This is a genomic window from Kribbella sp. NPDC026611 (assembly GCF_040638345.1).
GTDB lineage: Bacteria > Actinomycetota > Actinomycetes > Propionibacteriales > Kribbellaceae > Kribbella.
In genome coordinates, this window is record NZ_JBEZYC010000002.1 from 463,871 (window position 1) to 476,038 (window position 12,168).

The following is a 12,168-nucleotide window of genomic DNA, read 5'->3' on the forward strand; positions in this document are numbered from 1 at the left end:
CGAGTGCCTCCCGGGAATCAGCCGAGGCTGAGGCCGTACTTGCGGAGCGCGGGGGCGAGGTTGCCGGCGTTCTGCGCCTCGACGAGCTCGAGGGCGAGCTGCCGGAGCTTGATGTTCTGGTCCTGCGAGCCGCGCTTCAGGACGTCGAGGGCGACGTCGGAGGTGATGCTGTAGCGGTGCATCAGTACGCCGGCCGCCTGGCCGATCACGACCCGGGTCGACAGCGCGGTCCGCAGCTGGTCGACGAGGGTCCGGCTGTCGTTGAAGAGCTGCACATTGTCGAAGGCCACGCCGGCGTGCAGCGCGAACAGCAGCACGACGTCGTACGACGTACTGTCGAAGGCGCCGGCCGATCCCGAGAACAGGCCGAAGGCGGCCGCTTCGGTCGCGGCCGGCAACGGGAGGAACAGGCAGCTGCGGTACCCCGCGTCCGCCGCCGCGGACGAGAACTTGGGCCAGCGGCCGTCCGACGCCAGATCGCCGATCCGGCGCGGTTCGCCGTACGCGAGCGTGTCGTGCAACGGCCCCTCGGCCGCCGACAGTTGCTCGTCGAGCACAGCCCGCAACGCCTCGGCGCCCTCCCGGCCGGAGAACCGCTCGAAGCGGGACGCGATCTCGGTCGTCTGCGCTGTCTGCACAGCGATCAGCGCGGCGTCGCACTCGGGCACCGTATTCACCACGCGCTCGACGAAGCGACCGAGCGTCGTCGCGACGTCGTCGTCCTCGACGAGCCGGCTCACCTCGGCAAGTTCGCGCGCCAGATCGAGAATCATCGCGTCCATGCGCACATCATCCGTCCAGGACCGACCGGCTGCCACCTCCGGCACGCACTCGGCGTAAGTCATCGGGTTAGGGTCGAGTATGCGGATCTCCGTCTCGTCGGACATGGACGCGCCAGTGGCTCAGGCACTGGTGACCGAGCTGCGCACGCGCGGCCACGACGTCATCACCCACGGTGCGTTGAGCCCTGGTGACGACCCACAATGGGCTGTCTGCTCCGAGAAGGCTGCCCGTGACATCCAAGCGGGTACGGCGGACCAGGCCGTGGTCTGCTGCTGGACCGGCACCGGTGCGTCCATCGCCGCCAACAAGGTGCCAGGTGTCCGCGCAGCTCTGTGCACCGACGCCTACACCGCCGACGGCGCCCGCCGCTGGAACGACGCGAACGTCCTGGCGCTCAGCCTCCGTCTGACGTCCGAGCCGCTGCTGACCGAGATCCTCGATGCCTGGTTCGCCGGCGAGCCCAGCCAGGACGCCACCGACCGCGAGAACGTCGCCCGCGTCAACGGGCCGCAGGCCTAGCACACCAGCTCAGGGCGTGACCATGATCTGGGCGGCGTGGATCTTCAGCGAGGCGTTGGCCCAGCGTAGCTGCCGGAGCGTCTGCGGATGCGAGGTCTTGGTCAGCTCCAGAAGCTCTTGATCCTTGAGCGCCTGCGCGGTCTGGGCAAGGATCTCCCAGTCCAGCGAGACGCCGGCCGCCTTGAGGTGGATCTCCCGGAGGTCCTTCAGCAGCAGCAATGACGGGTCGTGGTGTCCGTCGAGCAGCTCGGCGCCCTTCTGCCGCATGGCGGCGATCGGACCCGGCTCCTCCGCGGGCTCGGCGTCCAGGTCGACGCCGTAGTTGCTGCCGTGCTCGGCAAGCTGCCGGACATGCTCCTGCGACCACTTCGCCAGGTCCCGTCCGAGGTAGAACAGGTCGTGGTCGGTCTGGTGCCGGTCCGATGCCCTCAGCAGCGCGGCAGCGAGCTCGTTCTCCGACCGGTGCAGCTCGCGGATCGCCAATCCGACTTTGTTGCTCATCGCGGCCCCATCCACTCCTCGTGCACGACAGCGTCGGGACCGCCAACGGTTTCCGGTACGCCGGCCGGCACCGGCTTCGATCCCGTGGTCGTTGGTGCCCCCGACGGTCCGGCCGCGGCGCTGATCCGGTCGACCCGGGCGGCCGCCGTCTTGAACAGCGGCTGTTTCGACGCCGGATCCCAGTCGGTGACGGTCAACTCGTTCGCCGCCCGGTGCTGGTCGCCGTCCGGCGCGTCCCAGTACCCGTAGTGGAACGGCAGGAACAGCGTCGACCGGCGGATCCCACTGATCCGCAGGTGTGCCTCGACCACGCCGCGCGGCGTCGAGACGCGGAGCAGGTCACCCTCGTTCCAGCCCTCGCGCTCCGCGTCGTACGCCGACAGCTCCACCCACACGTCCGGCGCCGCCTTCTGCAACTGCGGTACACGACCCGTCTTGGTCCGGGTGTGGAAGTGGTACAGCGTCCGCCCGGTCGTGAGGGTGTACGGGTACTCCGGCGACGGCTGCTCGTGCGGCGGCAGGTACTCCGCCGCCTTCAGGACCGCCTTCCCCGAGGGGTTCATCGCCTTGTACTCGACCGGATCCAGCGGCGCACCTGTCACCAGGTCCTTGCCGTAGTCCTCGCAGTACGACGGCATGCTCCAGAACTCGCCGTTCTGGTAGAGCCGCTCGGTCCCGTCCGGGTGCTCCTCGTTGCACGGCCACTGGATCCCGCTGCCGCCGCGGAGCTTCTGGTACGACAAGCCGCTGTAGTCGCACGGACGGCCCTTGCTGCAGGCTTTCCAGCCCTCGAACGCGCCCTCGGCGTCCGTCCACTTCACCAGCGGCTCACCGTCCTTGTCCTTCAGCCCCAGCCGATGCGCGTAGTCGATGAAGATGTCGAGATCGGGTCGCGCGTCCCCGGGCGGCTCGACCGCCTTCTCGGACAGATGGACCGTCCGGTCGGCGTTGGTAAACGTGCCGGTCTTCTCACCCCACGCGGCGGCCGGCAGGACGACGTCGGCGAGCTGCGCGGTCTCGGACAGGAAGATGTCCTGCACGACCAGGAACAGCCGCTCCTGGGACAGGATGTTCCGGATCCGGTGCAACTCCGGCAACGACACTGCCGGGTTCGTGCCGCTCACGTAGAGGAACCGGATCGACCCGTCCTCGACGTACCGCAGCATCTGCATCAGGTGCGTCGGCGGTGCGTAGTGCGGGATCTGCGCCGGCTCGAGGTTCCAGACGCGGGCCAGGTCCTGCACGTGCTCGTCGTTCGCCCAGTTGCGGAAGCCGGGCAGGTCGCCGTCGGCGCCGCACTCGCGGGTGTTCTGTGCGGTCGGCTGCCCGTTCATCTGCAGGATTCCGCAGCCGGGTTTGCCGAGCATGCCCCGGATCACGTTCAGGTTGTTGACCTGGACCGCCGCCGCCGTCGCCTGGTGCGACTGGTAGAACCCCTGCAGCACGGTCGACAGCAGCGCCTCGGCCTCGCCGAGCAGCCGTCCGGCCGCGCGGATGTCGCCGGCCGGTACGTCGCAGATCCCGGCCGCCCAGTCCGGGTCGCAGCCGACGACCTGCTTCGCGAGCTCGTCGTACCCGACGGTGTGCTGGTCGACGTAGTCCTGGTCGATCCAGTCGTGCTCGATCACCTCGTGCAGCAAGGCATTCATCAGCGCGACGTTCGTCCCGGGCCGCGGCGCGAGGTGGATCGTCGCGGCCTCGGCGACCGGCGTACGGCGTGGGTCCACGCAGAGGATGCGCGGTGGGTTCGGGCCGGCGAGACGATCCAGGATGCGGGTCCACAGCACGGTCTGGGTCTCGGCCATGTTGTGGCCGAAGAGGGCGATCACGTCGGCGTGGTCGATGTCGGTGTACGAGCCCGGCTGACCGTCGCTGGCGAAGGTCTCCTTGAGCGCCTCGGCCGCCGTCGCCGTACAGAGCCGGGTGTTGCCGTCCAGGTGGTTGGTCCCGATGCCGCCGTGGGCGATCATGGCGAGCGTGTAGTACTCCTCCAGGAACAGCTGGCCCGTCGTGTAGAAGCCGACCGAGCTCGGGCCGCGCTCCTTCAGCAGCTCCTTGGTCCGGCCGGCGACCAGCGCCATCGCGGTCTCCCAGTCGGACTCGACCAGCTTCCCGTCCCGGCGGACCAGCGGGGTCGTCAGCCGGTCCGGCGAGTGGTTCGCCTGATACCCGAACAGATCCTTCGGCCCGAGCCGGCCGTGGTTGACCCGGTCGACGGCGCGACCCCGGACGCCGACCATGCGTCCGTCCTTGACCGCGATGTCGAGACCGTCGCCGTTGGAGTGCAGGACGGCCGCGGACTGCACCCAGCGGTCGACGTCGGCCTCGCTGACCCCGTCGTCGAGCCGGGTGTCGACCCGGACCGGCCAACTCTGCCCTTTCCCGTACGGCGTACGGCTCCCCCACGGTTCCGCGATCCGGTCGACGGTTCTCATGGGTTTGCGGTACCCGTGACCTGGGGAGACTAACTAGCCCGATTTGCGAGGTGGCTCCTGGGGAACCTGCCCCGGTATGGCGACCAAACAGCACAGAACACGTGCGGCCAGAGCGCCGCAGCTGAGGTATATCCGGACACTGGCCTGTGACGCCGACCGCCTCTGGAAGCTCCTCACCCGGCCGGAGTTGCTCGGCGAGTGGCTCGGAACGACCGTGCTGAGCGATACGCAGTACGGCGGGTTCACGGTGGCGACCGACGCCGGCAGGCAGCACACCGGCATTGTCACGACCTGCGAGCCCCCGCACTACTTCCAGGCCAGCTGGGACGACCCGCCGCACCCGCCGAGCACCCTGCTGGTCGACGTTGTCCCCGGCCGGCAGGACACGCACCTCATCCTCACCCAGGCAGGTCTGCGGCCCGCGCTCGTGGGCGACCACGACAGGCTGTGGAAGCGCGCTCTGGACCGGTTGACGCAGTACGTCACCAGGCAGGGGTGATCCGCGGGACCAGGGAATCTCACTGGTGTAAAGCCGGGCAAAACCCGGCAGAGTCGGTGGCACAGAACGAAAACCCCTCTGGAGGCACCGATGAGCACCCCCGTGGACCTCAAGTTCGAGGCCGTCGTGATCCCGGTCGCGGACGTGGACCGCGCCAAAGACTTCTACGCCGGCCTGGGCTGGCGGCTGGACGCGGACTTCGCGTTCGACAACGGTTTCCGCGTCGTCCAGCTCACGCCGCCGGGCTCACCGGCGTCGGTCCAGTTCGGCACCAACATCACCTCGGCGGAGCCTGGCACCGCGCAGGGTCTCTACCTGGTCGTCTCCGACGCGCAGGCGGCCCGCGACGACCTCGCCGGACGCGGCGCGAAGGTGAGCGAGGTCTTCCACCCGGGCGCACCGGGTGCCCAGTTCGAGGTGGCCGACCCGAGCTCGCGCGTGCCCGGCGTGGACGACAGCCACTCCAGCTACGGCTCGTTCGCGACCTTCGCCGACCCGGACGGCAACACCTGGCTGCTGCAGGAGGTCACCAAACGGCTCCCCGGCCGCGTGGACCCCGAGTCGACCTACTCCTCCGCCAAGGACCTCGAAGAGGCGCTGAAGCGTGCGGCCACCGCGCACGGTGAGCACGAGGCCCGCACCGGCGAGGCCGACGCCAACTGGCCCGAGTGGTACGCCGCCTACATGGTCGCCGAGCGCACCGGCACCGAGCTCCCGCAGTAAGACTCACCGAAAGACTCACCGAGGCCCGCCGGCTCCGGCGGGCCTCAGCGCTGGACGAGCGGTTCAGGTGAACCGTTTTACCGCGCCGCCGGACGGGTACCGAGGTGATTGATCGGGGGGTCGAGGAGGAGCTGTGGCAACTTTTGCGCCCGGCAACCAGGACGACCTGATCAGCGTGATCATTCGGGGCCATCGAGCGGCCGAGCAGGCCTTCCTCGAGCTGGCCTCGGGCCACGGTACGCCGCAGCACCGACGCGACCTGGCCGACCGGGTGACCACCGAGCTCACCCGGCACTCGGCCGCCAAGGCGCTGTACCTCTACCCGTCCGCGCGGAAGCTCCTGCCGGACGGCGACCAGCTCGCGGACGACGATCTCGCCGGGCACGCCGAGCTCGAACGTTCGCTCGAGAACCTGGCCGGCGTCGAGGCCACGAACCCGGCCTTCGCCGGTCTTCTCGGCACCGTGATCGCGGCCGCCCGGCACCACATCGACGAAGAGGAGCAGCAACTCCTTCCCCGCCTGCAGCAGGCCTGCGACGACGACGAACTGCTGGCTCTGGGCCGCCGATTCACTGCCCGCAACCACAGCTGACGAGCAGCATGCCGGGCGTTGCCCGGGCGATCCAGCCGGACGGCTCGATCGCCGAGGACGGCGTCCGGCGGGTGATCGACGCCGTGCACCGGGCGGCGACCGCGGCGCGCGATCTCCACGTTGACCGGCTCTACGCCTGTGCCACCTCGGCGATCCGCGATGCCTCCAATGCGACCGATGTCGCGCTCCGGCTGACCAACGAGACCGGTGTCCAGCCGCGGTTCCTGACCGGTGAGGACGAGGCCCGGCTGACTTACCTTGCCGTCCGCCGCTGGTACGGCTGGTCGGCGGGCCGGCTGCTGGTACTCGACATCGGCGGCGGTTCGATGGAGATCGCGCTCGGCCGGGACGCGCAGCCCGACTTCGCGGTGTCGCTTCCGCTCGGCGCCGGCCGCCTGACCAGGGCTTTCCTGCCCGAGGACCGGCCTGGACATCAAGTGCATCGAGGTGTCCCCGTGGGCGCTCCGCGAAGGCATCCTGCTGCACCACCTGGCGACGGTCACCAACCTGGAGCAGCCGCTCACCGTCGAGTCCTTCCAGCCGGTCGCCACGGTCGCGCCCGATCCTGCGGTGGTCACCAGCATCAACCGCTGAGTGAGTTTGGAGCGGTGAAGGTGGGTACCCGGAGGTGAGTCCGGTTCGTGGTCGAACATCCTGCCGCGCATCGCCGGACTGATGGCAGGCAGGACACCGCGGACATGCTGAGTGTTCCAGGACGCACCGAACGGACCGACAGAGCTGACGAGGCCGCGACGCTGGAGCGCTTGCTCCGGACCGCGCACGCGGCGAGCGGGCCAGAACGCACGAAGTACGTCGAGCAGGCGATCGTGGCCGGCGTACCACTCGCCCAGACGCTCGCGCGGCGCTACCGCCGCCGCGGGGTGGATCTCGAGGATCTCGAGCAGATCGCTTTCGAGCACCTGGTGAAGGCCGTGCACAACTACCGACCGACCGAGGGCTCCGACTTCCGGTCGTACGCCATACCGACGATTCGCGGCGGGATCCGGCACCACTTCCGGGACAACGCGTGGGCGGTCAAGCTCCCCCGCCGGCTCCAGGAGACGCAGGCCCGGGTGAACGCGATCTCGGCCGACCTCGCCGCCGAGCTGCAGCACTGGCCGACCCACGACGAGCTGGCCGCGGCACTCGGGGTCGAGACGCGCGAGATCACCGAGGCCGAGCAGGCGCGTGGTTGCTTCCAGCCCACATCCCTGGACACACCGCTGCACCGGGCGGGCGACGATCGCACCCTCGGCCACCAGGTCGCCGATCCGAGCGACACGTACGCGCTGATCGACCAGGTGCACTCGCTCCGGCCGGTGGTGAACGGGCTGCCGGAGCGCGACCGGTTCATCCTGCACCGCCGGTTCGTCGACCACTGCACGCAGGCCGAGATCGGTGCCGAGATCGGCGTCAGCCAGATGCAGGTCTCCCGCCTGCTCCGCGACATCATGGCCCAGCTCCAGCTGGCCCTCTCGGCCTGACGGGGGTCGGAGGGTCAGCTGGCGGGATCAGTACCGCGCCATCTCCTCGAGCCGTTTCAGGTCCGACCGGCTGGAGCGGATCATGACGTGACCGTCGGTGATCCGGTCGACGTCGGACCACGGGAGGAACCAGACTTCACCGAGCCGGGAGTGGACCAGGCGCCGGAGCAGCGCGGGACCGACGTGGCGCTCGTACCCGAACAGCCTGGTCGCGCGGTTCTCCACCAGGATCAGGCCGTCGACGCGCAGGACGCCGGGGGCCTCCTGGACCAGGCGTACGTCGGCGACGCCGCCGATGTCGTTGCCGTCGCGGTCGTGGACGCGGTGACCAAGGAGCTCATTCAGTCGCATCGCCGGCTCCGGGGATCTTGTCGATCACGTGCTTCTCGATCCAGTCGTCGTAGTAGTCGAGGTCGAGGCCCTCGGCATCGATCGTCACCGCCGAGTCGATCTCGGTGATCCGGTCGGCGGTGATCCGCTCGCGGCCGGACACCAGCGCGACCACGAACGGCGGGTCGGCGTCGAGGTCGAGCTCGACGTCGTCGACCTTGCCGGCCAGGTGGCCGTCCGCCCGGTCGATCAGCTGCCGGTCGAGGAGGTGCAGCTGCGCGTGGAGTACTCGTTCGTCCGGCATGGCTACTTCCCCGCTTTCGTGATGATCATCAGCGGAATGGCCGCGGCCGACGCCACCGTCAGCAGCGCGAGGTAGAACAGCGAGATGCCGTTCCGGATCCGTCCGTTCGTCTCCTTGCCGACGTAGTCCGGATCGTTGGCCACGATCAGGATCGGGAAGTAGGTCAACGGCAGCGCCATCGCGGCGAACACGACGGAGTACTCCGTCACCAGCACCGGGTCCACCGCCGTCAGCAGAGTGAGCACCGCCAGCACCAGGCAGACGATGATCACGACGTGGAACCGGGATGCCTCGCGTGGCCGGACGAACTTGCCCCACTGCCAACCGCGGTACTGCGCGATCGTGTAGCCGCACGACAACGCGGTCTCGAGCGCCGCGCCGAACGTGGCCGCGAACACCCCGAGCAGCACGATCGCGAGCCCGATCTTGCCCAGGGCAACGGCCACCGGGAGGGCGACCTGGCCGAGGGTTCCGACCTGGATGCCGGCCGGCAGGAACAGCACCGCCGCACAGCCCATGATCGCCAGCGACAGCAGCCCACCGAGCGGGAAACCGATGAACACGTTCGCCCGCTCGGTCCCGAGATCCTTCCGGTCCCACTTCTCCTCGACCCCGCCGGAGGAGAAGAAGAACACCTCGTACGGCGTCATCGCGGCGCCGAACAGTGCGATCCCGTAGTACGCGTACGTCGCCCAGCCCTCGTGACCGGTCGGGTGCGGCGCGGTTGCCTGGTGCAACAGCTGTCCCCAGTCCGGACCGAGCTTGAACAGCGCGACCGCGAAGACGATCAGCAGCAGGCCGAGTAACCCGAAGACCTGCTCCAGCCGGGAGAACTTGACCAGCCAGATCACCAGCCACACCGCGAACGCGACGAACGGCATCCAGAGCAGGTAGCTCACGCCGCTGGCCAGCTCGAACGCGAGCGCGACGCCGCCGACCTCGGCGATCAGCGTCAGCAGCGTGACGAGAAACGACGCGACGAGCGCCACCAGACCGGTCTTCGGGCCGAGCCGTTCCCGGATCAGGTCGAACACGGGCCGGCCGGACATCGCCACGACCCGGCCCGACATCTCGGCGTACAGGCAGATCCCGACGACGCCGAGCACGACCACCCAGGCCAGGTGCATGCCGAACCGGGCGCCGACGAGCGCGTTGGTGACCAGGTCCCCGATGTCGACGAACCCACCGATCGCGGTCAGGATCCCGAGCGTCACCCCAAGGACTTTCTTCACTTGGCCAGCTCCCCGATCCGCTCGAGATCCGTTCCCGACGTCCGCAGCGGGTCGAGCTGCCGCTCGGCGGCGGCGAGGTCGTCGTTCCCGAGCGCGATCCGGACCGCGGTCACCGCGTCCTCGGCATCGCCCAGCGCCTTGGTCGTCTGCTCGTAGAGCCGGGTCGACTCCCCGGTCGTGGGTTGCTGGGACGAGAACCCGCTCGCTGCCTTCCCCAGGCTCTTCTCGGCGTCCTTCACGATCTGCCCGGCCGGCTGCGGCCAGAGCCGGTGCGACCGCAGCTGCTCAACCGCCAGCCGGGTCGTGTTCACCTCGGACAGCGCCTCGCGCGCCGTCTGCGCAGCGTTGTCCCGCAACTTCTGGTCCGGGCTGCCGCAACCGGCCAGCACGAGCACCATCAGCAGTCCGCCAGCCATCCACCGACGCACGTTCACCACCTTGGTCCGATTACCGTACGAACCCCCGGTGCCCTTGACCATTCATGCCCGGGTCATGCCCGGGCGTCCTGGTCCAGCACCCGGTTGACAGCGCGCTCCAGGGCGGCGCGGGTCTTCTCGTTGTCCAGGTCCGAGCCGACGCGGTCGACCGCGGCCGCGATCGTGTGGCCGTGCTCGTACTGCTCGACCACCCGCGGATCGACGTACGAGCGGCGCGCGACCGCCGGGGTGTTGCCGAGGTGGTCGGAGACCTCCTCGAGCATGTCCTTCACGGCCGCGTTGAGCGCCTTCTTCGTGGTCGGCGGGTCCGCGTTCGCGAGCTCGATCGCGGCGTGCACGGTCGCGGTCCAGGTGCGCAGGTCCTTCACCGTGTACTCGTCCCCGACGAGCTCCTGGAACCGCTCGTTGACCATCGCGGCATCGATCTCGTGGTACTTCCGGCCCTCCCGGTAGACGAGCAGCCGCGGGCTGTGACTCCGTCCGCGCTTGAGTGCTTGGACCGCGGAGACGAGCCGTTTGTCGTCCAGCTCGATCCGCCGGTCCAGTCCACCCTTCGCGACGAAGTCGAACACCAGCTTCCCCTTGCTGATCCGTACGTCGTCGCGCAGCAAGGTGGCCGCACCACGGCTGCCGTGCTCCTCGGCGTACACCGTGTTGCCGGTCCGGAAGACGCCGTAGTCGAGCATCCGCAACGCGACCGCCAGCACCCGCCGCCGGTCGAGGCCGCGCAGGCACAGGTCCTTGTCGACCGCCTCGCGGAACGCCGGTAGCTTCCGCGCCAGCAGCCGGACCCGGTCGTGCTTGTCCGCGTCCTGCGACGTCCGCCAGTCGTCGTGGTACAGGTACTGCCGCCGCCCGGCCTCGTCCGTGCCCATCGCCTGGATGTGGCCGTTCGGGTACGGGCAGATCCACACGTCGGTCCAGGCCGGCGGGATCGCCAGCGTCCGGATCCGCTCGAGTACGTCGGTGTTCCGGATCGCCTTGCCCTTGGTGTCCAGGTAGCTGAACCCCTGCCCCCGGCGCCGCCGTGAGTACCCGGGCTCGTCGGTCTTGCTTCGCCGCAGTCGCACGCCCCGTCGGTACCCAGGTCCTACTCATGGCTACGCTTCGACCATGTACCCGGTGATTGCGGCGCTGGCCATCGACTGCCTGGATCCGGCGCGGGTTGCCGCGTTCTGGCAAGCATTGCTCGGCGGTGAGCTGCGGCGGAACCCGAGCCAGGACGACGTGCTGTACGAGTTGCGCGGAGGCGCGATCCGGCTGGACTTCGCCGGCGTCTCGGAGGGCAAGCAGACCGTGAAGAACCGGCTCCACCTGGACCTCTACGTGCGGCCCGAGACCAAGGAGCAGGCGATCGACACCGCGCTCGAGCTCGGCGCCTCCCGGGCCGACGACATCTACGACGGGCCGCTCTGGCAGGTCATGCGGGACCCGGAAGGCAACGAGTTCTGCTTCGTCTGGGGCGCTGAGGGTTCAGCCGAGGGCTAGAACGCCGCGCGGACCGTGGTCAACTCGATGCCGTGGGCCTCGATCGCCGCGCGGATCTCCGGGTCGGTGACGATCGCCTGGTCGGAGAGGCGGTACTCCTCGGCCCAGCGGTACGTGTAGTTGCCGGGGCGATGCAATGCGGCCAGCTCCGGCTGCGCCGCGGCACAGTGGGTGACCAGCAGGTGCACGCCCGGCGTGAGCTTGTCGAGGTAGTCGAGCACCCACGGCTTCTTCTCGGCCGCGTCCCGGTCGCTCAGCGTATTGATCGACGCGAGCCGCTTGGACTCCTCCGGTCCGTAGATGAACGGCTTCCCGACCGCCGCCGACACCTCGTCGTACGCCGAGGGTGCCGACTGGCCCATGTGCACGTCGAGGTAGTCGATCTCCACTCCCTCCGCCGCGAACTTCGCCACCTGGGCGGACAGCTCCGCGACCGCGTCCGCGTGCGTCACCGACGCCTTCGCCTCGTCGATCGTCCGGTAGAACGTCCCGTCCGGCCCGACCAGCGACGTACCGTCCGTCAACGGCCGCCAGCGCAGGAAGTCCCACTCACAGGTCAACGTCTGATGCACGCCCAACGGCAACCCCACTTCCCGCGCCAGCGCCGCGGCCTCGGTGAACCACGGACACGCCGCCATCGTCGACGCCTGCGTCAGGATCCCGTCCCGGAACGCCTCGACGGTCCCGACGTTCACCGCGTGAATCATCCCGAAGTCGTCACCCTGCACGATCAGCTTGACCTCAGCCACACCCAGCTCCCAACCATCAGCCGACAGAGACCCCCGACTGCGACCGTACCCCGGGAACCCCAACGACAGACCCGCGCGCCCGGTCGAACGTC

At 69.3% G+C, this 12,168-nt stretch carries 16 protein-coding genes; 7 read left to right on the top strand and 9 right to left on the bottom strand.

Annotated features, from left to right (window positions below; all coding sequences use genetic code 11):
- Positions 1-17 precede the first annotated feature (17 nt).
- Entirely contained in the window at positions 18-845 is an 828-nt protein-coding gene (locus AB0E69_RS08340) for a GAF and ANTAR domain-containing protein (protein ID WP_360141647.1), read from the bottom strand.
- A 16-nt stretch (positions 846-861) separates the two neighbouring features.
- Between AB0E69_RS08340 and AB0E69_RS08345 the strand changes: the two genes are divergently transcribed.
- Positions 862-1,302: an RpiB/LacA/LacB family sugar-phosphate isomerase gene (locus AB0E69_RS08345; protein WP_360141649.1), complete on the top strand. Its 441-nt coding sequence runs from the start codon at positions 862-864 to the stop codon at positions 1,300-1,302.
- A gap of 9 nt (positions 1,303-1,311) precedes the next feature.
- On the opposite strand, the gene AB0E69_RS08350 is transcribed toward AB0E69_RS08345, so the two are convergent.
- Both AB0E69_RS08350 and AB0E69_RS08355 read right to left on the bottom strand, forming a co-directional pair.
- Entirely contained in the window at positions 1,312-1,803 is a 492-nt protein-coding gene (locus tag AB0E69_RS08350; protein WP_360141651.1) for a hypothetical protein, read from the bottom strand.
- Positions 1,800-4,238 carry a nitrate reductase gene (locus AB0E69_RS08355; protein WP_360141653.1) on the bottom strand — a complete coding sequence of 813 codons (2,439 nt, stop codon included), beginning with the start codon at positions 4,236-4,238 and terminating at the stop codon, positions 1,800-1,802. Before AB0E69_RS08355 ends, AB0E69_RS08350 begins: the two co-directional genes overlap by 4 nt.
- Before the next feature lie 76 nt (positions 4,239-4,314).
- Here AB0E69_RS08355 and AB0E69_RS08360 point away from each other — a divergent pair, with 76 nt between their 5' ends.
- The 5 genes from AB0E69_RS08360 to AB0E69_RS08380 all read left to right on the top strand — a co-directional run bounded on the left by AB0E69_RS08360 (position 4,315) and on the right by AB0E69_RS08380 (position 7,536).
- On the top strand, positions 4,315-4,737 hold the full coding sequence (locus AB0E69_RS08360) for an SRPBCC domain-containing protein (RefSeq protein WP_360141655.1): 423 nt from the start codon (positions 4,315-4,317) through the stop codon (positions 4,735-4,737).
- A gap of 90 nt (positions 4,738-4,827) precedes the next feature.
- Positions 4,828-5,460 (top strand): VOC family protein, encoded by a 633-nt coding sequence (locus AB0E69_RS08365; protein WP_360141657.1) that lies wholly within the window; start codon positions 4,828-4,830, stop codon positions 5,458-5,460.
- 133 nt (positions 5,461-5,593) lie between these two features.
- On the top strand, positions 5,594-6,052 hold the full coding sequence (locus AB0E69_RS08370; RefSeq protein ID WP_360141659.1) for a hemerythrin domain-containing protein: 459 nt from the start codon (positions 5,594-5,596) through the stop codon (positions 6,050-6,052).
- Between the two features lie 8 nt (positions 6,053-6,060).
- Positions 6,061-6,684 (top strand): hypothetical protein, encoded by a 624-nt coding sequence (locus AB0E69_RS08375; RefSeq protein WP_360141661.1) that lies wholly within the window; start codon positions 6,061-6,063, stop codon positions 6,682-6,684.
- 9 nt (positions 6,685-6,693) lie between these two features.
- Positions 6,694-7,536, top strand: coding sequence for a sigma-70 family RNA polymerase sigma factor (locus AB0E69_RS08380; protein WP_360141663.1), 843 nt, complete (start codon positions 6,694-6,696; stop codon positions 7,534-7,536).
- Positions 7,537-7,563: 27 nt separating this feature from the next.
- On the opposite strand, the gene AB0E69_RS08385 is transcribed toward AB0E69_RS08380, so the two are convergent.
- From AB0E69_RS08385 to AB0E69_RS08405, 5 genes are all read right to left on the bottom strand, one after another.
- The gene (locus AB0E69_RS08385) at positions 7,564-7,887 is read right to left on the bottom strand and encodes a hypothetical protein (RefSeq protein ID WP_360141665.1); all 324 of its coding nucleotides are present in this window, start codon (positions 7,885-7,887) and stop codon (positions 7,564-7,566) included.
- Positions 7,874-8,170 (bottom strand): hypothetical protein, encoded by a 297-nt coding sequence (locus tag AB0E69_RS08390; RefSeq protein WP_360141667.1) that lies wholly within the window; start codon positions 8,168-8,170, stop codon positions 7,874-7,876. Before AB0E69_RS08390 ends, AB0E69_RS08385 begins: the two co-directional genes overlap by 14 nt.
- Positions 8,171-8,172: 2 nt before the next feature.
- Entirely contained in the window at positions 8,173-9,402 is a 1,230-nt protein-coding gene (locus tag AB0E69_RS08395; RefSeq protein ID WP_360141669.1) for a divalent metal cation transporter, read from the bottom strand.
- Positions 9,399-9,830 carry a hypothetical protein gene (locus AB0E69_RS08400; protein ID WP_360141671.1) on the bottom strand — a complete coding sequence of 144 codons (432 nt, stop codon included), beginning with the start codon at positions 9,828-9,830 and terminating at the stop codon, positions 9,399-9,401. The genes AB0E69_RS08395 and AB0E69_RS08400 overlap by 4 nt, the downstream gene beginning before the upstream one ends.
- 62 nt (positions 9,831-9,892) lie before the next feature.
- A complete protein-coding gene (locus tag AB0E69_RS08405) occupies positions 9,893-10,909 on the bottom strand; it encodes a DNA topoisomerase IB (RefSeq protein ID WP_360141673.1) in 1,017 nt (338 codons plus the stop codon).
- Between the two features lie 43 nt (positions 10,910-10,952).
- Here AB0E69_RS08405 and AB0E69_RS08410 point away from each other — a divergent pair, with 43 nt between their 5' ends.
- Entirely contained in the window at positions 10,953-11,327 is a 375-nt protein-coding gene (locus AB0E69_RS08410; RefSeq protein ID WP_360141675.1) for a VOC family protein, read from the top strand.
- Here AB0E69_RS08410 and AB0E69_RS08415 read toward each other — a convergent pair.
- Positions 11,324-12,076 (bottom strand): ChbG/HpnK family deacetylase, encoded by a 753-nt coding sequence (locus AB0E69_RS08415; RefSeq protein ID WP_360141677.1) that lies wholly within the window; start codon positions 12,074-12,076, stop codon positions 11,324-11,326. The two genes, AB0E69_RS08410 and AB0E69_RS08415, sit on opposite strands and share 4 nt — an antisense overlap.
- Positions 12,077-12,168 lie beyond the last annotated feature (92 nt).

Excerpts from the sequence above, each read along its gene's own strand:
- AB0E69_RS08340 (WP_360141647.1), bottom strand. The coding sequence starts at position 845 with ATGACTTACGCCGAGTGCGTGCCGGAGGTGGCAGCCGGTCGGTCCTGG.
- AB0E69_RS08345 (WP_360141649.1), top strand. The coding sequence starts at position 862 with ATGCGGATCTCCGTCTCGTCGGACATGGACGCGCCAGTGGCTCAGGCA.
- AB0E69_RS08350 (WP_360141651.1), bottom strand. The coding sequence starts at position 1,803 with ATGAGCAACAAAGTCGGATTGGCGATCCGCGAGCTGCACCGGTCGGAG.
- AB0E69_RS08355 (WP_360141653.1), bottom strand. The coding sequence starts at position 4,238 with ATGAGAACCGTCGACCGGATCGCGGAACCGTGGGGGAGCCGTACGCCG.
- AB0E69_RS08360 (WP_360141655.1), top strand. The coding sequence starts at position 4,315 with ATGGCGACCAAACAGCACAGAACACGTGCGGCCAGAGCGCCGCAGCTG.
- AB0E69_RS08365 (WP_360141657.1), top strand. The coding sequence starts at position 4,828 with ATGAGCACCCCCGTGGACCTCAAGTTCGAGGCCGTCGTGATCCCGGTC.
- AB0E69_RS08375 (WP_360141661.1), top strand. The coding sequence starts at position 6,061 with ATGCCGGGCGTTGCCCGGGCGATCCAGCCGGACGGCTCGATCGCCGAG.
- AB0E69_RS08385 (WP_360141665.1), bottom strand. The coding sequence starts at position 7,887 with ATGCGACTGAATGAGCTCCTTGGTCACCGCGTCCACGACCGCGACGGC.
- AB0E69_RS08390 (WP_360141667.1), bottom strand. The coding sequence starts at position 8,170 with ATGCCGGACGAACGAGTACTCCACGCGCAGCTGCACCTCCTCGACCGG.
- AB0E69_RS08410 (WP_360141675.1), top strand. The coding sequence starts at position 10,953 with ATGTACCCGGTGATTGCGGCGCTGGCCATCGACTGCCTGGATCCGGCG.